This is a genomic window from Actinacidiphila yanglinensis (assembly GCF_900107965.1).
GTDB lineage: Bacteria > Actinomycetota > Actinomycetes > Streptomycetales > Streptomycetaceae > Actinacidiphila > Actinacidiphila yanglinensis.
Window position 1 is genome coordinate 161,308 of sequence record NZ_FNVU01000005.1, and the last position, 19,729, is coordinate 181,036.

Genomic DNA, 19,729 nt, shown 5'->3' on the forward strand with positions numbered 1-19,729 from the left:
AGGTACACGACGTTGGACGAGATCACCGGGCATGTCGATGCCACAGAGCCGGACCACCACGCCGACCGTTCCGACCACCACGAGCCGTACGAGGGCCCTCCCCCGCACGGCCGGCGGGACGGCCGCGCGCAGCAGACCCGCGCGCCCTACGCGGAACCGGAAAGCGCCACCGCCGCGGTCCGGGACGCCGCGGTGACGGGCCGCGGCGAGTCCCGGCCGGCCCCCGGCACGGGCGGACCGGTCACGCCGCCCGCCGGCGAGCCCCTGGCCGCCCCCGGCGCGTTCGTGCCCGCGGTACGGCCCGTGGCGCTCCCCCACGTCCGCGGCGCCGGCGACGCCGTACCGGCCACCCCGCCGGCCGTCCCCGTGGCACCGGCCGTCACCGCATCACCCGCCTCCCCGGTGCCGCCGGGGTCCATGGCACCGGCCGCCTCCCCGCCGCCACCCGTACCCGGGCGCCCGCCCGCGCCGGGACTGGCCGCCCTGCTGCGGCTCGCCGTGCTCTGCGTGGACCCCGACGGCCGGATCTCGTACTGGAACCGCGGCGCCGAGGAGCTGTTCGGCCACCGCTGGGAGCACGTCTTCGGCCACCGCGCGACCGGCCTGCTGAGCACGACCAGCCCCTCCGCGGGGCGTACGGGGACGCGTGCCGCCGCCTCCCACCACGACACCCTGGAACTGCTGGACGACCTCACCGTCTCCTCCTGGGCCGGGGCGCTGGCCGCCACCGACCGCGACGGCACCCTGAAGGACGTCCTGTGGTGGACGTACCGGCTGGTCGAACCGACCGGGCGGAGCCTGCTGGCCATCGCCACTCACGCCAAGCCGCTGCGGACGGGCGGCCTGCGGATCGCGCTCGGCGGCCGGCTGCTGCCGTACAGCGCGGAGGGGCCGCAGCGGCAGGACATCGCGGTCGCCGCGGTGCTGATGCCGAGCGCCGACCCGTCCGCGGGCCAGGCCCTGGCCGGGCGGCTCGCCGACGTGCTGCCGGGGGCCAGCCCGGGGCGCCTGGACCGGATCGTCCGGCAGGTCGGCGCGCTCGGACACCCCGCGCTGGAGGTCGAGGACGGCGCCCGGCTGCCGGTCGTGCCGCACGAACGCGCCAGGCTCGCCGCGGCCGCCCGCGCCGAGACCGCGGTGCGCAGGGAACTGCTGTCGAGCAGCCTGGGCGGCGGCCGGGGCTCCGCCGGGGCCGCCCGAGGTGACGGGACCGGGCAGGCCGCCGACCTGTCCAGCGCGTCGGCCCTGACGGCCGTGCCGCTGCCGTCCCTCACCTCTCCTCCCGTCTCCACCGTCACGCCCTCCCAGGCCGGCGGCCCGGCGACCGGGTCGGCGGGAACCGCGGCAGGCGTCCAGGGCGCGCCGGGACCAGCCGCGCCGTCCCCGTACCGGCCGGGAGAGCCGCCCGACCATCCGGTCGCCGGAACACCCCGCGCCGACCTGGGACACGAGATCTGGATCGGCTCCGACACCGGTTTCCCCGGCTCCGACGTCCCGCGCCAGGTCGGCAACGCCCTCGACGAGCAGCTGGCCCTGCTGCGTGCGGCGGGCTCGATCGTCGGCTCCACCCTCGACCTCCACACCACCGCGCGCGAGCTGTGCTCCGTCACCGTGCCGCGCTTCGCCGACCTCGCCACCGTGCTCGTCGTCGACCAGCTCTTCTCCGACGCCGAACCGCCCAAGGACGACCGCCCGTCCGACACCGTCCTCGTCCGCCGGGTCGCCAGCGCCCTGCCGGGCCTGAGCGGCGGCTGGGATGCGGCGCTTCCCGAGGGCGAGCTGCTGGCCCTGACCGCCGGGGGCGTGCCGACCCGGCTCGGCGAGCCCGTCCTGGTGCCCGTGGTCGACCCGGCGCTCGCCCCGGACATCGCCGTCGACCTGGGCGTCCCCCTGCTTGCCCCGCTGCTGGCCGGCCACTCGCTCATCGTCGCGCCGCTCACCGCCCGCGGCACCGTGCTCGGCCAGGTCTGCTTCCTGCGCGGCCCGGGCCGCCGCCCCTTCGACGTCCGGGACGCGGCCACCGCGGCCGAGGTGGTGGCGCGCGGCGCCGTGCACATAGACAACGCCCGGCTGCACCGCCAGGAGTCGCGCGCCGCCGCGACCTTGCAGCGGTCGATGATGCCGACCCGGCCGCCCCGCATCCCCGGTGTCCGCATCGCGCACCACTACATGCCGGGCGACCGGCAGGCCCAGGTCGGCGGCGACTGGTTCGACGCGATCCAGCTGCCCGGCGGCCGGGTGGCCCTGATCGTCGGCGACGTGATGGGCCACGGGCTGCAGGCGGCCGCCGTGATGGGCCAGTTCCGCACCTCCGTGATCACCATGGCCGCCCTCGACCTGCCGCCCGCGCAGCTGCTGCGCCACCTCGACAACCTCGCCCACCGCCTGGGCACCGAGCACCTGGCCACCTGCGTCTACGCGGTGTACGACCCGATCCACCGCACCCTCACCCTTGCCAACGCCGGGCACATCCCGCCGGTACTGGCCGGCTCCGACGGCCGCGGCGAGCTGCTCCGGATCCCCGGCGGCGCGCCCATCGGGGTGGGCGGGGTGCCCTTCGAGACGGTGGAGGTCCCCGCACCGGACGGCAGCTGGCTGGTGCTGTGCACGGACGGGCTGGTCGAGGTGCGCGGCCAGGGCATCGACGCGGGACTGGCCGCCCTGTGCGCCAACGTGATCGAGCCGCAGCAGACCCCCGAGGACGTCTGCGCGCAGATACTCGCCCGGGTGCACTCCGAGGACCGCCGGGACGACGTGGCGCTGCTCGTCGCCCGCTTCGAGGGGGTCGCCCCGCAGGACGTGATCCGCTGGACCCTGCTGATCGACTACGCCGAAGTGGCCAGGGCCCGCGAGCTCACCCGCCGCCAACTCGCGGCCTGGGGCCTGGAACACCTCAGCGACGTCGCGGAGCTCTTGGTCAGCGAGCTGGTGACCAACGCGATCAAGGCCGCCTCCTACGAGGTCGAGCTGCGCCTGATGCGGGTCGGCAAGCTGCTGGTCGAGGTGAGCGACGACAACCACAACCTGCCGCAGTTGCAGCGGGCCGAGGCGGACGACGTCTGCGGGCGCGGCCTCGCGCTGGTCTCGCACCTGTCGCGGCGCTGGGGGACCAGCCGGAAGGCGGTCGGAAAGGTCGTCTGGTTCGAGCTGCCGATCCCCTCCTGATATCGTTGCACTCTACAACCCTCCTGGTCGCGGGTCGCGGCCGTACGAGGCAGGAGCGTGACCGCGATGGCATCAGCAGCCTCCCCGACCCGGCCGGCCGAATCCGCCACGTCACTGGAGACCATCCAGCGCGAGCTGACCGCGTTCGCCCGCCGCGCACGTGCCACCGCCGCGCGCATGCACCCCGAGCTGTCCCTGGTGGCGTACACGATCCTCGCGCACCTGGAGGAGCAGCAGGGCTGCCGCGCGACCGACCTCGCCGCGCACTACCTGCTGGACAAGTCGACGGTCAGCCGCCAGGTCGCCGCGCTGGAACGGGACGGCTTCCTCGAACGCCGCACCGACCCCACCGACCACCGCGTCCAGGTGCTGCATCTCGCGCCGCGCGGCGTGCGGAGCCTGGCGGCGGCGCGCGTGCGGCGGCAGGAGACGTTCAAGGAGCGGCTGGCGGCGTGGGACCCCGCGGACCTGGCACGGTTCGCCGACTACCTGGTGCGCTACAACGCGGACGCGGCGGCGCACCCGTAGCGACCCGCGTACGGCCGGGCGTGCGACCCCGGGGCCCGCACGGCGGCGGGGCCGCGACCGCCGGTTGTGGGCAACCGGTGGCCGCGGCCCCGCGATCCGGCGTCATCGGACGCCGGCAGGCCTTGCCTGGCTTCTTCTCCGCCTCGTCAGAGGTCGTGTCAGAGGTTCACGCCGAAGTCCTGGGCGATGCCGCGCAGGCCCGAGGCGTACCCTTGGCCGACGGCGCGGAACTTCCACTCCGCGCCATTGCGGTACAGCTCGCCGAAGACCATGGCGGTCTCGGTGGAGGCGTCCTCGGTGAGGTCGTAGCGGGCGATCTCGGTGCCGCCCGCCTGGTTGACCACGCGGATGAACGCGTTGCGCACCTGTCCGAAGCTCTGCTGGCGGGTCTCGCCCTCGTAGATCGAGACCGGGAAGACGATCTTGTCCACCTCGGCCGGAACGCCGGCCAGGTTGACCTTGATCGCCTCGTCGTCGCCCTCGCCCTCACCGGTGAGGTTGTCGCCCGTGTGCTCGACAGAGCCGTCGGGGCTCTTGAGGTTGTTGAAGAAGATGAAGTGCTTGTCCGACACGACCTTGCCGCCGGCGTCGAGCAGCAGTGCGCTCGCGTCGAGGTCGAAGTCGCTGCCGGTGGTCGTACGCACGTCCCAGCCCAGGCCGACGGTGACCGCCGTGAGACCGGGGGCCTCCTTCGTCAGCGAGACATTGCCGCCCTTGGAGAGGCTGACACCCATGATGGATCTCCCTGTTCTGTTCGGCGCGGGCCGCGCCGCTTGACGGTTCCTTTGCCCAGTTGGTCCAACGGACACCACACTGCCCGGGTTCCCGCTCCGGTGCCACCGATGACCCCGCAGCGTGTCGCCGAGCCGCCCCGAAGGACCACAGCCGGACCACGGCCGGACCGCACCGCCGCCGTCCCCTCCAGGACCGCCCCCGCGCCCGCATCCCTCGCGCGCCGACCTTCCACGAGTGACAGGTCCGGACATGCGAAAGCGGGCGGCACCGTGATCACGATGCCGCCCGCTTCGTCGAGCCGTGCGAAGCACTTTGGGGTGCTCCACGAGTGCGCGAGGGGGGAGTTGAACCCCCACGCCCTTTCGGGCACTGGAACCTGAATCCAGCGCGTCTGCCTATTCCGCCACCCGCGCATGGGTGTTGCCGTTGTGATTCTCACACTGCCCTGGACCGGTAGGTCTTGGTGGTGGGAACCCCGTCCGACATGCAGAAGATTAGCACGGCGCAAGCGGTGGAATCACATCCGTTTCGACCCTCCCCCCGGTGGCACACGCCCAGGAGGGGACGCGGCGCGGTGCGGCGTGCCGGTGCGGGACACTGGGGACACTGGTGGGTGGACCGTTGGCGCGGAGACCGCGTACCGGGGCCGCATCTACCATCGCAGTGGGCAGGAGGAGCGCAGGCGCGGCGTGGTGTGAGGGTTGACACTGCCCGTCCGCGCAGGATCAGGGAACCACGGGTTTTTCCCACGCGTGGATACGATCAGTAAGCAGTATCGGAAACGAGCCGACGGACGATCCGGAGGAGGGAGGTGCCCGGTGGGTGTGCTGAAGCGTTTCGAGCAGCGGCTTGAGGGCATGGTGAACGGCACCTTTGCCAAGGTCTTCAAGAGCGAGGTGCAGCCCGTGGAGATCGCGGGTGCGCTGCAGCGTGAGTGCGACAACAACGCAACGATCTGGAACCGCGACCGCACCGTGGTGCCGAACGACTTCATCGTCGAGTTGAGCGCCCCCGACTACGAGCGGCTGAGCCCGTACGCGGTCCAACTCGGCGACGAACTGGCCGGGATGGTCAAGGACTACGCCAAGCAGCAGCGCTACACGTTCATGGGCACCATCAAGGTGCACCTGGAGCGGGCCGACGACCTGGACACCGGGCTGTACCGGGTGCGCAGCCGCACCCTGGCCGCGAGCGAGTCCCAGCCGCAGGCCCCGCAGGGCCACCAGCAGCCGGGCCGCGGCCAGCAGCCGTCGTACCAGCAGCCGGCCCAGCCCGCGCCGCAGGCGTACCCGTCGCGCCCGGCCCGGCCGGCACCCGACCGGCACGCGGCCCCGCCCCGCCCCGCAGGCATGCCCCCGATGCCCGCCGCACCGCCCCCCGGCGGCGCGGCGGTGACGCGGCTGCCCGGCACCGGCGTCCCGGCCGGCTCCCCTGCGGCGAACACCAGGCGCTGGGTGGAGATCAACGGCACCCGCCACCAGATCTCCCGTGCGACCCTCGTACTCGGCCGTTCCACCGAGGCCGATGTGCGGGTGGACGACCCGGGCGTATCGCGCAAGCACTGCGAAATCCGGGTCGGCACGCCCTCGGTCGTCCAGGATCTCGGGTCGACAAACGGCATCGTGGTAGACGGGCAGCACACCACGCGCGCTACGCTCCGCGACGGCTCCCGCATTGTCGTGGGGAGCACCACCATCGTGTACAGGCAAGCCGAAGGGTGAAGCGGGGGCAATGTCAGAGCTGACCCTGACGGTCATGCGGTTGGGTTTCCTCGCCGTGCTGTGGCTGTTCGTCATCGTCGCGGTCCAGGTCATCCGCAGTGACCTGTTCGGGACCCGGGTGACCCAGCGCGGCGCGCGCCGCGCCGACGACCGGTCCCGCCCGCCGCAGCAGCGCCAGCAGCAGGTTCAGCAGCCTCCCCGGCCGCAGCCGCAGAACAACCGGCAGCGGCGCGGCGCCCCCACCAAACTGGTGGTCGCCGAGGGTTCGTTGGCCGGCACCACGGTGGCACTCCAGGGTCAGACCATCACCCTGGGCCGAGCGCATGACTCGACGATTGTGCTCGATGACGACTACGCGTCCAGCAGGCATGCCAGGATCTACCCGGACACCGACGGCCAGTGGATCGTCGAGGACCTGGGTTCGACCAACGGCACCTATCTGGACCGCAACCGGTTGACCACGCCCACGCCGGTCCCGCTGGGTGCGCCGATCCGCATCGGCAAGACCGTCATCGAGCTGCGGAAGTAGTCGCACAATGGGGCAGCGAAGCCACGACGCGCGAGCGAGAGGGTGGGCAGCGTGCGGATGTACCCGGAACCGACGGGGGAGGTACGCATGTCATTGAGCCTGCGTTTCGCCGCCGGTTCACACAAGGGCATGATCCGCGAGGGGAACGAGGACTCCGGCTATGCCGGCCCCCGTCTGCTCGCGATCGCGGACGGCATGGGCGGCCAGGCCGCCGGCGAGGTCGCGTCGTCCGAGGTGATCTCCACCATCGTCACGCTGGACGACGACATCCCCGGCTCCGACATCCTCACCTCCCTGGGCACCGCCGTACAGCGGGCCAACGACCAGTTGCTGCACATGGTCGAGGAGGACGCGCAGCTGGAGGGCATGGGCACCACGCTCACCGCCCTGCTGTGGACCGGGCAGCGGCTCGGCCTGGTGCACGTCGGCGACTCCCGCGCGTACCTGCTGCGGGACGGCGTCCTCACCCAGATCACCCAGGACCACACCTGGGTGCAGCGGCTGGTGGACGAGGGCCGGATCACCGAGGAAGAGGCCACCACCCACCCGCAGCGCTCGCTGCTGATGCGGGCGCTGGGCAGCGGTGAGCGGGTCGAGCCCGACCTGTCCATCCGCGAGGTGCGGGTCGGTGACCGCTACCTGATCTGCTCCGACGGCCTGTCGGGCGTGGTCAGCCACCAGACCCTCGAGGACACCCTCGGCGGCTACCAGGCCCCGCACGAGACCGTGCAGGAGCTGATCCAGCTCGCCCTGCGCGGCGGCGGCCCCGACAACATCACCTGCATCGTCGCGGACGTGCTGGACACCGACGACGGCGACGCCCAGGCCGCGCGGTTCAACGACACGCCCGTGGTCGTCGGCGCGGTCGCCGAACACCAGTCGCAGCCGCACGACCCGCGGCACCTGGACACCCCGGCCGGCCGCGCCTCCGAACTCGGCCGCACCCCGCACCAGGCCGGCCCCTCCGGCGCCTTCGGGCCGCCCGGCAGCGGCGACCCGGTGCCCGGCGGCCCGCCGCTCGGCTCCTTCGGCGCCTACGACGACGCCGACCTCGACAAGCCCGGCACGCGCAAGTGGCCCAAGCGCACCCTGATCACGCTGGTGGTGCTGGCCGTGGTCGCCGGCGGCCTGTACGGCGCCTATGCCTGGACCCAGACGCAGTACTACGTCGGTTCCAAGGGTGACCACGTCGCCGTCTACCAGGGCATCGACCAGAAGCTGGTCGGGGTCAGCCTCTCCAAGGTGCACCACGACCGCACGGACATCCCGCTGAAGTACCTGCCGTCGTACCAGCGCAAGCAGGTGCAGGACACCATTGCGACCAGCAGCCTGGGGCAGGCGAACGACAAGGCCGACGAACTCGCCCAGCAGGCGGGCGTCTGCGCGAAGGTCGCCCAGGCCAAGAGCGTCGCCGACAAGGCCAAGGCCGCGGCGAAGAACGCCGAGGACAAGGTCGGCACCGGCGGCGCCGCCACCGGCAGCGCCGAGGGGAAGGCCGGAACGAAGAAGACCACCACCACGCCGCCCACCGCGCCCGGTCCGTCCCTGACGCCCGACGAGAAGAAGCTGGCCGGGCAGTGCAGCACAGACCAGCAGTAGGAGGGTTCGGCTCGACATGAGCGCCAGCAACACCACGACGATCACGTCGATCGGCGCGCCCAACCGCCGCAACACCGAGTTGGCCATGCTGGTATTCGCCGTGGCCATCCCGGTCTTCGCGTTCGCCAACGCGGGCCTGGCCAAGCACGGCACGGTACCGGCCGGCCTGGCGGAGTACGGCCTGGGCATGGGTCTGCTGGCGGGCATCGCGCACCTGATCGTGCGGAAGTTCGCGCCGTACTCCGATCCGCTGATGCTGCCCATCGCCACGCTGCTCAACGGGCTCGGCCTGGTGCTGATCTGGCGGCTCGACCAGGAGCCGGTGCTCGGCAAGGCGATGGCACCCGGCCAGCTCGAGTGGTCGACGATGGGCATCGTGCTGTTCGTGGTGGTGCTCATATTCCTGAAGGACCACCGCATCCTCCAGCGCTACACCTACATCTCGATGGTCCTGGCGCTGTGCCTGCTGATCGCCCCGGTCTTCTTCCCGCCGGTCTACGGCGCCCGGATCTGGATCACGCTGCCCGGCCTCGGCTCGCTCCAGCCGGGCGAGTTCGCCAAGATCATCATCGCCATCTTCTTCGCGGGCTACCTGATGGTGAAGCGGGACGCCCTCGCGCTCGCCTCCCGCCGCTTCATGGGCCTGTACCTGCCCCGCGGCCGCGACCTCGGCCCGATCCTGGTGATCTGGGCGCTGAGCCTGCTGATCCTGGTCTTCGAGACCGACCTCGGCACCTCGCTGCTCTTCTTCGGCCTCTTCGTCATCATGCTGTACGTCGCCACCGAGCGGACCAGCTGGATCGTCTTCGGCCTGCTGCTCAGCGCGGCCGGCGCGGTCGCGGTCGGCTCCACCGAGGCGCACGTCAAGGTCCGCGTGCAGGACTGGCTGCACCCGCTCGCCCTGCAGAACGGCGGCGTCACCGAGACCGCCCAGTCCCGCTACGCCTTCGGCTCCGGCGGCCTGTTCGGCTCCGGCCTCGGCGAGGGCTACAGCCGGCTGATCGGCGGCATCGCGTCCAAGAGCGACTACATCCTGGCCACCGTCGGCGAGGAGCTCGGCCTGGCCGGCGTGATGGCCATCCTGCTGCTGTACGGGCTGCTGATCGAGCGGGGCCTGCGCACCGCGCTGGCCGCCCGCGACCCGTTCGGCAAGCTCCTCGCGGTCGGCCTGTCCGGCGGTCTCGCGCTCCAGGTCTTCGTGGTGGCCGGCGGTGTCACCGGGCTCATCCCGCTGACCGGTATGACCATGCCCTTCCTCGCCCAGGGCGGCTCCTCCGTGATCGCCAACTGGGCGCTGGTCGCGATCCTGCTGCGGATCAGCGACACCGCGCGGCGGCCGGCCCCGAGCCCCGCCCCCTCACCCGACGCCGAAGCGACCCAGGTGGTGCGCAGCCAGTGAACAAGCCCCTGCGACGGGTCGCGGTCTTCTGCGGTCTGCTCGTCCTCGCCCTGCTCGTGCGCGTGAACTACGTGCAGTTCGTCCAGGCCGACCAGCTCTCCAACGACCCGCACAACCGCCGGGTGGCGATCAACCAGTACGCCCAGCCCCGCGGCGACATCATCGTCGACGGCAAGGCCGTCACCGGGCACACCACGACCTCCGACAGCGACTTCAAGTACAAGCGCACCTACACCGACGGTCCGATGTGGGCCCCGGTGACCGGGTTCGCGTCGCAGGCGTACAGCACGTCGATGCTGGAGGGCGTCGAGGACAAGTTCCTCACCGGCGACGACGACCGGCTGTTCTTCAACCGCACCGTCGACCTGCTCACCGGCAAGCAGAAGCAGGGCGGCAACGTGGTGACCACGCTGAACGCCAAGGCGCAGGCCGCTGCCTACAACGGGCTGGGCAAGAAGAAGGGCGCCGTGGTCGCGCTCGACCCGCGCACCGGCGCGATCCTCGCGATGGCCAGCACCCCGTCGTACGACCCCGGGTCCTTCGCCGGCGACTCGCTCAGCACCGACCAGAAGAACTGGAACGCGGTCCAGAAGAAGAACGACCCCGACGACCCGACGCTGAACCGGGCGCTGCGCCAGACCTACCCGCCGGGCTCGACGTTCAAGCTCGTCACGGCCGCCGCCGCGCTCCAGGACGGCAAGGTCACGAACGTCAACCAGAAGACCAACTCACCGGACCCGTACATCCTGCCGGGGACCACCACACCGCTGGTCAACGAGGGGAACATCCCCTGCAAGGACGCGACGCTGACCGTCGCGCTCCAGTACTCGTGCAACACGGTGTTCGGCAAGCTCGGCGCCGAGGTCGGCCTGGACAAGATGGTCGACGAGGCCCAGCAGTTCGGCTTCAACAAGGAGCAGTTCGTCCCGGTCCGCTCCGCCGCCAGCAACTTCGACACCAAGATGTCGCCGGACCAGGTCGCGCAGTCGTCGATCGGCCAGTTCGACACCGCGGCCACCCCGCTGCAGATGGCGATGGTCGCCTCCGCGATCGCCAACAACGGCAAGCTGATGCAGCCCTACGAGGTGGACAAGCTGGTCGCGCCGAACCTGAGCACCATCTCGCAGACGAACCCGAAGCAGATGAGCCAGCCGCTGTCGGCGGAGAACGCCCAGAAGCTCCAGGCGATGATGGAGAACGTGGTCAACAAGGGGACCGGCACCAACGCGCAGATCCCCGGCGTGACCGTCGGCGGCAAGACCGGTACCGCGCAGCACGGCATCGACAACAAGGGCCTTCCCTACGCGTGGTTCGTCTCGTACGCCAAGACCGACCAGGGTTCGCCGGTCGCGGTGGCGGTCGTGGTCGAGGACGCCGCGGCCAACCACGACGACATCTCCGGTGGCGGCTTCGCCGCGCCGATCGCGAAGAGCGTGATGGAGGCGGTCCTCAACAAGTGAGAGACACGTCACGTCCGGATTGGGTCGCAGCCAGATACCGGTCGGATATCGGCCGACCGCGGAGCGGATGTTGCGTCCTGCACGCCCGGTAGCGTAGCTCCGAGCAGGCATAGGGCACGGGTTCACCTGTCGGGTTGTCGGGGATGGGCTCAGGACAACGGGATTGAGGAAAGGGCAGAGCTATGGAAGAGCCGCGTCGCCTCGGCGGCCGGTACGAGCTGGGCTCGGTGCTCGGCCGTGGTGGTATGGCCGAGGTGTACCTCGCCCATGACACACGCCTCGGCCGTACCGTTGCCGTGAAGACGCTCCGGGTGGACCTCGCCCGCGATCCGTCGTTCCAAGCCCGGTTCCGGCGTGAGGCCCAGTCGGCCGCCTCTCTGAACCACCCCTCGATCGTCGCCGTCTACGACACCGGCGAGGACTACGTCGACGGGGTCTCCATCCCGTACATCGTGATGGAGTACGTCGACGGCTCCACCCTGCGCGAGCTGCTGCACTCCGGGCGCAAGCTGCTGCCGGAGCGCTCGCTGGAGATGACCGTCGGCATCCTCCAGGCCCTGGAGTACAGCCACCGGGCCGGCATCGTGCACCGCGACATCAAGCCCGCGAACGTGATGCTGACCCGCACCGGCCAGGTCAAGGTCATGGACTTCGGCATCGCCCGCGCGATGGGCGAGTCCGGGATGACCATGACCCAGACCGCCGCGGTGATCGGCACCGCGCAGTACCTCTCGCCCGAGCAGGCCAAGGGCGAGCAGGTCGACGCGCGCTCCGACCTGTACTCGACGGGCTGCCTGCTCTACGAGCTGCTGACGGTGCGGCCGCCGTTCGTCGGCGACTCACCGGTGGCCGTCGCCTACCAGCACGTGCGCGAGGAGCCGCAGCCGCCGTCGGTGTACGACCCCGAGGTCACGCCGGCGATGGACGCGATCGTGCTGAAGGCGCTGACCAAGGACCCGGACTACCGCTACCAGTCGGCCGACGAGATGCGGGCCGACGTCGAGGCGGCGCTGGACGGCCAGCCGGTCGGCGCCACCGCCATGATGGGCGCGGCCGGCTACGGCTACCCGCACCAGTACGGCGAGACCGCGGCCACTACCGCGATGCCGCCGCAGACCGACCAGCAGACCTCGATGCTGCCGCCGGCCCGCGACGACGACGGCGGCTACGGCTACGAGGACCGCCCCGACCGGCGGCGCCAGAAGAAGTCCGGCAACACCTCCACGGTGCTGCTGGTCATCGCCGGCGTCCTGGTGCTGGTGGGCGCGATCTTCCTCGGCAAGGCGCTGTTCTCCGGGCACTCGCCGTCCGGCGGCAGCGTGCCGGACTTCACGAACTCCTCGTACAGCAGCGCCCAGGCCAAGGCGGACAACGTCGGCATAAAGCTGGTCAAGGGCCCGGCGGTGTTCTGCGGCGACGTCGACAAGAACCTGGTCTGCAAGCAGGACCCGCAGCCGAACGCGTCGATCCCGTCGGACAAGACGGTCACCGTCAACCTGTCGAAGGGCGCCGCGCCGGTCGACGTGCCGGACGTGACCAACGACAAGTTCGACGACGCCAACAAGGAGCTGACCGACAAGGGCTTCCAGGTGGCGCAGAAGACGCAGACCTCCACCACCGAGGACCCCGGCACCGTGCTGAGCCAGAACCCGAAGGGCGGCACCAAGCAGCCCAAGGGCTCGACGATCACGCTGACGGTCGCGGAGCAGCCGAAGAAGGTCGTCCCGGACAACGTGATCGGCGAGCCGGTCGACCAGGCGATGCAGGAGCTCAAGGCCCAGGGCTTCACCAACGTCACGCAGGGGCCGGACCAGCCGTCCGCCTCCACCGTGAAGGGCGACGTGCTCACCCAGTCCCCGGGCCACAGTGACGGCGAGCAGTCGCTCGACACCGCGATCACGCTGGTGGCGTCCTCGGGACCGCCGCCGAGCACCACGCCCCAGCAGACGATGCCGAACTGGAGCGGGCAGAAGCTCAGCGACGTCTACGGCCAGCTGCAGGGCATGAACCTGAACCTCCAGATCCAGGTGAACGGCCCGCAGGACGGCAACGCGCGGATCATCAACTCCAGCGTCCCGGCCGGCCAGCCGCTGACGGAGGGTGAGCCGATCCAGCTGACCACCATGGACATCGGTGGCGGGGGCAACGGCGGCGGGGGCAACGGCGGCCTCGGCGGCTGACCCGCACCCGCACCACGACGGAGGGCCCGCAGGCTTCGCAGCCTGCGGGCCCTCCGTCGTATACAGCCCCCTACCGGTGACCGGCCGGTCACCGTCGCGCTAGCGCAGCTCCGCCGGCGGTGTGCGCTGCGCGTCGACCTTCTGCGTGCGGACCAGCTGGCCCCACACCACGTAGCGGTACAGCGAGGTGTAGACGGGCGTGCAGGTGGTGAGCGTGATGTAGCGGCCCGGCTTCTTCTTGCCGGACTCCTTGGGGACCTGGTCGGTCACCGCCACGTCGTACTTCGAGGTCTGGTCGAGGACCTTGTAGACCTTGTAGATGTACCAGGTGTCCTTGGACTCGAAGACGACCGGGTCGCCCTTGTGGATCTTGTCGATGTTGTGGAACTTCGCCCCGTGGCCGTCGCGGTGCGCGGCGACGGTGAAGTTGCCGGTGCTGTCCCAGGGCATCGCCGACGCGGTGGGCTTGGTGTAGTAGCCGGCGACGCCCTCGTTGAGCACCTTGGTGGAGGTGCCCTTCTTCACCAGGACCTCGTAGTCCTTGCCCATCGCGGGCACGTGCAGGAAGCCGATGCCGTCCTTGGTGTCCAGCGCGCCCGGCCCGGTGTTCTTGCCCCCGGGCGAGGACTGCGACCACTCCTTGCGGACCTTGTCGGCCTCTTTCCGCGCGTGCCGGTCCGCGATGACGTTCGTCCACCACAGCGAGTAGACGACGAACAGCGCGAGGATCAGCCCGAGGGTGATGAGGACCTCGCCGATGACACTGATGGTCGCCGCGACACGGCCCCGCCCGCTGCGCTTCTGGGTGGTCACGCTGTTCCGTTCTGTCGTGGCGCCCTCAGCCATTGACGAGGGCGTCGGGCTTGCCCTTGCTGCGTGCCCGCTCCTCCGTGAGCTTGCCCCAGACGATCAGCCGGTTGGTGCTGGTGAACTCGGGGGTGCAGGTGGTGAGTGTCAGGTAGCGACCCGGCTGGGTGAAGCCGGACCCGGGCGGTATCGGCTGGAGCACGCTGACGTTGCTCGGCGGGGTGGACGCCAGCGCGCTGGTGATCGTGTACGTGTAGTACGTGGTGGCCGTCTCGACCACCACCTTGTCACCGGGGACGAGCCGGTTGATGTACCGGAAGGGCTCGCCGTGGGTGTTGCGGTGGGCGGCGACCGCGAAGTTGCCGGTCTTGTCCCACGGCATCGCGGTGTTGGTGGGGGCGCCGTCGTAGTGGCCGATCATGCCCTTGTTGAGCACCTGCGTGGTGCTGACGCCCTGGGCGATCGGGGCCTTGACGTCCAGCTTCGGGATGTACATGATCGCGAAGCCCTGGCCGGGGGAGAAGGTGCCCGGCGCCCGGTTCGGATCGCCCTGGGCGGTGTCCCACTGGTGCTCGAGGTTGTTCGACGCGCTGTTGGCCTGGGCGTGCGCCCGGACGTTGGTCCACCACAGCTGGTAGGTGACGAACAGCAGCATCACGACGCCGACGGTGATGAACAGCTCACCGACGACGCGGCTGATCACGACCGCGGGGCTGTCCTTGGCAGCCTTCGCGGCGCGGCGGGCCTCCACCCGGCTCAGCGGCACGGCCGGCTCCTGCGCGGCGCCGGACCCGGCTGCCCCGGCCGCCGCGGCGGCGTTGCGGCCACGGGCCCGGTGGCCACCGCGGGCCGCGGCCTTGCGCCTGGCGGCGCGACCGCCGTCCACGGGAGCCGCGGCCGTCTCGGCGGCCGGCCGGTCCGGTCCCGGGGCGGAGTCGGACCCGTCGGGCGACGGCGCCAGGGTGGGCGTGGCCACCGTGGGCGCGGGATCGGCGGGGAGGTCCGGCTCCGCGACGAGCGGGAGCTGTGCGGTGCGGTCCGGTTCCGGAACGGGGATGGGGGCCGGAGCGGGGGCGGGGGCCATCGGCTGCGGCGGCGCCATGGACGGGTGAGCCATGGGCTGCGGCGCCATCGGCTGGGCTGCCATCGGCTGGTGTGCCACCGGGGGGAGCGGCTGCTGCGCCATCTGCGGCGGCATCTCCCGCGGCGCGCTGCGCGCCGTCTCGGGCGCGCTGAACCAGGGCGAGCCGTTCGGCCGCTCGTCGACCGCCGGGGACCGGCCGGGCAGCGGGTCGTTGAGCGGGTCGGCGAGCTGTCCGACCGCAACCTCGAACTGCCCGGTGTCCTCATAGGACATCGGGCTGTCGGCGGGACGCTCCGGTCGGAGCGTGGTCACGCCCCGGCCCTCCCGGCCGGCGCACCCGTCCCGACCACCGGGGCCAGACCGTGCGACCGCTCCACCGCCCCCGGGTCCCCGCACTCGGCGAGCCAGTTGGCCAGCATGCGATGCCCCCATTCGGTCAGCACCGACTCCGGATGGAACTGCACGCCCTCGACGGCGGCGTCGCGGTGCCGAAGCCCCATGATGATCCCGTTCTCCGTCCAGGCGGTCACCCGCAACTCGTCGGGGAGCGAGTCCCGTTCGACCGCGAGCGAGTGGTAGCGGGTGGCGGTGAAGGGCGTGGGCAACCCGGCGAAGACCCCGGCGCCCTCGTGCACCACCGGCGAGGTCTTCCCGTGCAGCAGTTCCGGCGCCCGGTCCACCACGCCGCCGTACGCCACCGCCATGGACTGCACACCAAGGCAGACGCCGAAGACGGGGACCGCGGTTTCCGCGCAGTGCCGGACCATGTCCACGCACACCCCGGCCTCTTCGGGGGTGCCGGGACCGGGGGAGAGCAGCACCCCGTCGAATCCGTCGCCCGCGTGCGAGAGTTGCACCTCGTCGTTGCGCAGCACCTCGCACTCGGCGCCGAGTTGGTAGAGGTACTGGACCAGGTTGAAGACGAAGGAGTCGTAGTTGTCGACCACGAGGATGCGTGCGCTCATCGGACGGCGGCCACCCCGTGATGGGCGGCGGCCGCCCCGTTGTCGACGGTCACGTTGTTGAACGGCAGCAGCGGCTCCGCCCACGGGAACACGTACTGGAAGAGGATGTAGACGACCGCGAGCACCATCACGAGTGAGATCCCCGCCCTCACCCACGCGTTGCCCGGCAGATGCCGCCAGATCCAGCCGTACATGCGGTGCCTTCCTTCCACGTCCCCGCAGCAGGATAAAGGGAGATCGGCGACCAAGGGGGGTCCACGGGACAAAGCTTCGGCATGAGATCACCCCGTACACGTGTCCGCGCACCGCCCTGAGCGGGGGCGTTCACGGATGGTCCACAGGTGTCGCATAGCGGAGGTCCACCGATCCGGTGTAGCCCGGCAGCGTGGTCCGGCCCTTCGACGCCACCTTCCACCCGAGGCCGTACGCCTGCACGTACTCCAGGTAGTTGCGGATCGCCGGGCTGGCGTCGAGCGCCTTGCGCAGCTCGGTCTGGTCGCCGATCGCGGTGATGCGGTAGGGCGGGGAGTACACCCGGCCCTGGAGGATGAGGGTGTTGCCGACGCAGCGTACCGCGCTGGTGGCGATCAGCCGCTGGTCCATGACCCGGATGCCCCGGGCGCCGCCCTGCCACAGCGCGTTGACCACCGCCTGGAGGTCCTGCTGGTGGATGACCAGGTCGTTCGGCTGCGGGTCGGGCACGCCGGGCACCAGCGGAGTGGCGTTCGGCGGGGCGTCGTCGAGCGTGACGTCGAGCGCCTGGCCGGTCAGCGGCGCGGTACCGGCCGCCTTGCCGAGGGCGTCGATCCGGGCCCGCTCAGCGGGGCTGAGGCCGCCGCCCTGCCGGGCCAGGTCGTCGACGTCCGAGCGGACGCCGGCGACCTGCCGGTCCAGCTTCTCGTTCTGCGCGTTCTTGGCCCGGATGTTGTCCGACAGCTTCGGCAGCGGGTCGTCGCTGCGGATGTCGACGCCCTTCGCGGTGTCGAAACTCGTCCAGAAGATGAGTCCGGCCAGCGCGAAGACTCCCGCGCTGAGTACCCGCAGCGCTACGGTGCGGGGTACGGCACGAGATGTAGGGGTGGGGGAGGTGCCACCGGCTCCGGTCACCAAATACCCTGCTCCTTACAACCCGAAGGAAGCACTACGCTAACGGACGCCCCGAAGCGGCAGTGCCTCCCACCGTCCTCACCCGCCAGGCTGACCCCACAGACCCGCGCGGTCACGCAGCGCATCGACAGGAGCTCCCTCGTGCCGAAGTCACGGATCCGCAAGAAGGCGGACTTCACCCCGCCGCCCAGCAAGACCGCCACCGCGATAAAGCTCGGCAACCGCGGCTGGGTCGCGCCGCTGATGCTGGCGTTCTTCGTCGTCGGTCTGGCATGGATCGTGCTGTTCTATGTGACGCGCGGCGACCTCCCGGTGGACGCCTTCGGCAACTGGAACATCGTGGTCGGCTTCGGCTTCATCGCGGGTGGCTTCGTCGTCTCCACGCAGTGGAAGTAGCACGTCGAACCCGCGCTCGCGCGGTTGTCCACACGGTTATCCACAGTGGGGAAAAGGTCAGAAGATCTGTGGATAACCTCTACGGAGTTGACGCCGGTACGACCGGTGGTCGCTGCGGCGGCCACCGGTCTTTCGTTGATCTTGCAGGTGAAACCGGGCGCCAGGCGGCCTGGTGACCCTCCGCGCAGCCCTTCCCACCAGTTGTGCACAACGGGGTGAGCTGCCCCCGGTCGTCCCGTCCCGCTGTGGATAACGTCTGATCAACGCCAGGGACACGGGCCCGGCCAGCGGTCAGGAAGTGACCTGCGACACAGCGACTCCCATGAGGGCGAGCGAGGCCACCAGCACCGCCGCGGTGGTCCCCCACTGCACCAGCGACCGCCGCTCCCGCGGGGCGTAGAGCATCCCTATGGCCACCAGGGTGCCCGCCACCAGACCGCCCACGTGCGCCTGCCAGCTCACCCCGCTCCAGGTGAAACTGAACAGGATGTTCAGGCCGAGCAGGATCAGGATCGGCCGCATGTCGTACCGCGCCCGCCGCATGTAGACCGCGGTCGCCCCGAACAGCCCGAAGATCGCCCCGGAGGCGCCGATGGTGAGGGTGTCCGGCGCGAGCAGCAGCACGGCGGCGCTCGCCCCGAGCGCGGAGACGAAGTACAGCGCGATGTAGTGCGCCCGGCCGATCCGCTGCTCCAGCGGAGCGCCGATCCACCACAGCGTCAGCATGTTGAAGCCGATGTGCAGCGGGTTGGTGCGCTCGTGCAGGAAGGCCGAGGTGATCACCCGGTACCACTCCCCGTCGGCGGCGCCACCGCACACCTGGTTGCCGAACGGGTCGTGCCCGCAGGCGGCGAACAGCCCGTACTTGTCGACCACCGTGCCGTTGCCCCCACCGCCGACGGCCAGCTCCACCAGCCACAGCGCGACGTTGACGGCGATGAGGATCTTCGTGACCAGGAACGGGTCGCCCGCGCTGACCCGGCCGCCGGAGACCGTGCGCGGCTGGGTGACGCGGTGCGAGGAGTCGTTGGCCCGGGCCACGCACTGCGGGCACTGGAACCCGACCGACGCGCTGACCATGCACGCCGTGCAGATCGGCCGCTCACACCGGGTGCACCGGATGCCGGTCTCCCGGTCCGGATGCCGATAGCAGCAGACCGCCTGGTCCATGAGCCCACTCCCCTGACGACACCTGATGACAGCACCTGTGCACACACCCTGGACCGGCTGTGCACTCGTGCGCCCCGCCCACTTGTACGTGCGGGCGGGGCGCGATGTTCCCGAAGACTACGGGATCAGCTCACGAGCTCCGCTTCTCGATCACCACGGTCTCCAGCACCACGTCCTCCAGCGGGCGGTCCGTCCGCGGGTTGGTCGGGGTGCCGACGATGCCGTCCACCACCTTCTTGCTGGCGTCGTCGGCGACCTCGCCGAAGATGGTGTGCTTGCGGGTCAGCCAGGTGGTGGGGGCCACGGTGACGAAGAACTGCGAGCCGTTGGTGTGCGGGCCCGCGTTCGCCATCGCCAGCAGGTAGGGCCGGTCGAAGGCCAGGTCGGGGTGGAACTCGTCGGCGAACTCGTAGCCGGGGCCGCCGGTGCCGTTCCCCAGCGGGTCACCGCCCTGGATCATGAAGCCCGAGAGAACCCGGTGGAAGACGGTGCCGTCGTAGAGCTTCGCGTGCGACGGCTCGCCGGTTCGCGGATCGGTCCACTCCCGGCTGCCCTCGGCAAGCCCGACGAAGTTCGCGACCGTCTTCGGGGCGTGGTTCGGCAGCAGCCGGATCACGATGTCCCCGTGGTTGGTCCGCAAGGTGGCGTAGAGCTGCTCGGCCACGTTCTACCTTCCATGAGTCTGCGCTGACAGGGGCAAATCCTCGCACGGTCCGCCCGGCCGCGTGCGGCTCCCCCGGAAGCCGTCGTCGCGGCACCACGGGAATGGGGCCCACTGACCCGTATGGCTTGCCGCACATGCCGTACCCGAGGTGGCCGGGCATGATTTCAAACCGGGTGGACAGGCGAAAACCGTACGCCACCGAACCACCGAGGAGGAGGTT

At 70.9% G+C, this 19,729-nt stretch carries 17 protein-coding genes and 1 tRNA gene; 9 read left to right on the plus strand and 9 right to left on the minus strand.

All coding sequences use genetic code 11. The annotated features are described in order from the left end of the window. The first annotated feature begins 12 nt into the window (after positions 1-12). Positions 13-3,165: a SpoIIE family protein phosphatase gene (locus C4U44_RS13335; RefSeq protein ID WP_235032049.1), complete on the plus strand. Its 3,153-nt coding sequence runs from the start codon at positions 13-15 to the stop codon at positions 3,163-3,165. Between the two features lie 66 nt (positions 3,166-3,231). After that, entirely contained in the window at positions 3,232-3,693 is a 462-nt protein-coding gene (locus C4U44_RS13340) for a MarR family winged helix-turn-helix transcriptional regulator (protein ID WP_103885979.1), read from the plus strand. Positions 3,694-3,851: 158 nt separating this feature from the next. Here the strand turns inward: C4U44_RS13340 and C4U44_RS13345 are convergent, their stop codons facing one another. Both C4U44_RS13345 and C4U44_RS13350 read right to left on the minus strand, forming a co-directional pair. Next, positions 3,852-4,427: a TerD family protein gene (locus tag C4U44_RS13345; protein ID WP_103885980.1), complete on the minus strand. Its 576-nt coding sequence runs from the start codon at positions 4,425-4,427 to the stop codon at positions 3,852-3,854. Positions 4,428-4,757: 330 nt separating this feature from the next. Then, positions 4,758-4,841, minus strand: a tRNA-Leu gene (locus C4U44_RS13350). 405 nt (positions 4,842-5,246) lie between these two features. Here C4U44_RS13350 and C4U44_RS13355 point away from each other — a divergent pair. The 6 genes from C4U44_RS13355 (at position 5,247) to pknB (ending at position 13,316) form a co-directional block, all read left to right on the plus strand. Beyond that, positions 5,247-6,149 carry an FhaA domain-containing protein gene (locus C4U44_RS13355; RefSeq protein WP_103885981.1) on the plus strand — a complete coding sequence of 301 codons (903 nt, stop codon included), beginning with the start codon at positions 5,247-5,249 and terminating at the stop codon, positions 6,147-6,149. A gap of 10 nt (positions 6,150-6,159) precedes the next feature. After that, on the plus strand, positions 6,160-6,678 hold the full coding sequence (locus C4U44_RS13360; protein WP_103885982.1) for an FHA domain-containing protein FhaB/FipA: 519 nt from the start codon (positions 6,160-6,162) through the stop codon (positions 6,676-6,678). Between the two features lie 87 nt (positions 6,679-6,765). Further along, positions 6,766-8,277 (plus strand): PP2C family protein-serine/threonine phosphatase, encoded by a 1,512-nt coding sequence (locus C4U44_RS13365; protein ID WP_235032050.1) that lies wholly within the window; start codon positions 6,766-6,768, stop codon positions 8,275-8,277. A gap of 16 nt (positions 8,278-8,293) precedes the next feature. After that, positions 8,294-9,676 (plus strand): FtsW/RodA/SpoVE family cell cycle protein, encoded by a 1,383-nt coding sequence (locus C4U44_RS13370; RefSeq protein ID WP_103885984.1) that lies wholly within the window; start codon positions 8,294-8,296, stop codon positions 9,674-9,676. Further along, on the plus strand, positions 9,673-11,136 hold the full coding sequence (locus tag C4U44_RS13375) for a peptidoglycan D,D-transpeptidase FtsI family protein (protein ID WP_103885985.1): 1,464 nt from the start codon (positions 9,673-9,675) through the stop codon (positions 11,134-11,136). The genes C4U44_RS13370 and C4U44_RS13375 overlap by 4 nt, the downstream gene beginning before the upstream one ends. A gap of 182 nt (positions 11,137-11,318) precedes the next feature. Further along, positions 11,319-13,316 carry a Stk1 family PASTA domain-containing Ser/Thr kinase gene (gene pknB, locus C4U44_RS13380; RefSeq protein ID WP_103885986.1) on the plus strand — a complete coding sequence of 666 codons (1,998 nt, stop codon included), beginning with the start codon at positions 11,319-11,321 and terminating at the stop codon, positions 13,314-13,316. Positions 13,317-13,415: 99 nt separating this feature from the next. Here the strand turns inward: pknB and C4U44_RS13385 are convergent, their stop codons facing one another. The 5 genes from C4U44_RS13385 to C4U44_RS13405 form a co-directional block, all read right to left on the minus strand. After that, a complete protein-coding gene (locus C4U44_RS13385) occupies positions 13,416-14,162 on the minus strand; it encodes a class E sortase (RefSeq protein ID WP_103885987.1) in 747 nt (248 codons plus the stop codon). After that, the gene (locus tag C4U44_RS13390; protein WP_322973609.1) at positions 14,155-15,519 is read right to left on the minus strand and encodes a class E sortase; all 1,365 of its coding nucleotides are present in this window, start codon (positions 15,517-15,519) and stop codon (positions 14,155-14,157) included. The genes C4U44_RS13385 and C4U44_RS13390 overlap by 8 nt, the downstream gene beginning before the upstream one ends. After that, positions 15,516-16,172: an aminodeoxychorismate/anthranilate synthase component II gene (locus C4U44_RS13395; RefSeq protein WP_103885988.1), complete on the minus strand. Its 657-nt coding sequence runs from the start codon at positions 16,170-16,172 to the stop codon at positions 15,516-15,518. Before C4U44_RS13395 ends, C4U44_RS13390 begins: the two co-directional genes overlap by 4 nt. Further along, complete coding sequence (locus tag C4U44_RS13400; RefSeq protein WP_103885989.1) at positions 16,169-16,366, minus strand: hypothetical protein; 198 nt, start codon at positions 16,364-16,366, stop codon at positions 16,169-16,171. Before C4U44_RS13400 ends, C4U44_RS13395 begins: the two co-directional genes overlap by 4 nt. A gap of 130 nt (positions 16,367-16,496) precedes the next feature. Further along, a complete protein-coding gene (locus C4U44_RS13405; RefSeq protein ID WP_200823237.1) occupies positions 16,497-17,279 on the minus strand; it encodes a DUF881 domain-containing protein in 783 nt (260 codons plus the stop codon). Positions 17,280-17,420: 141 nt separating this feature from the next. Here C4U44_RS13405 and crgA point away from each other — a divergent pair, with 141 nt between their 5' ends. Next, positions 17,421-17,675 (plus strand): cell division protein CrgA, encoded by a 255-nt coding sequence (gene crgA, locus C4U44_RS13410; protein WP_103885991.1) that lies wholly within the window; start codon positions 17,421-17,423, stop codon positions 17,673-17,675. Positions 17,676-17,966: 291 nt separating this feature from the next. Here crgA and C4U44_RS13415 read toward each other — a convergent pair whose 3' ends face one another. Together C4U44_RS13415 and C4U44_RS13420 are read right to left on the minus strand one after the other, a co-directional pair. After that, positions 17,967-18,845 carry a rhomboid family intramembrane serine protease gene (locus C4U44_RS13415; protein WP_103885992.1) on the minus strand — a complete coding sequence of 293 codons (879 nt, stop codon included), beginning with the start codon at positions 18,843-18,845 and terminating at the stop codon, positions 17,967-17,969. 130 nt (positions 18,846-18,975) lie between these two features. Beyond that, on the minus strand, positions 18,976-19,509 hold the full coding sequence (locus tag C4U44_RS13420) for a peptidylprolyl isomerase (protein WP_103885993.1): 534 nt from the start codon (positions 19,507-19,509) through the stop codon (positions 18,976-18,978). Between the last annotated feature and the right edge of the window lie 220 nt (positions 19,510-19,729).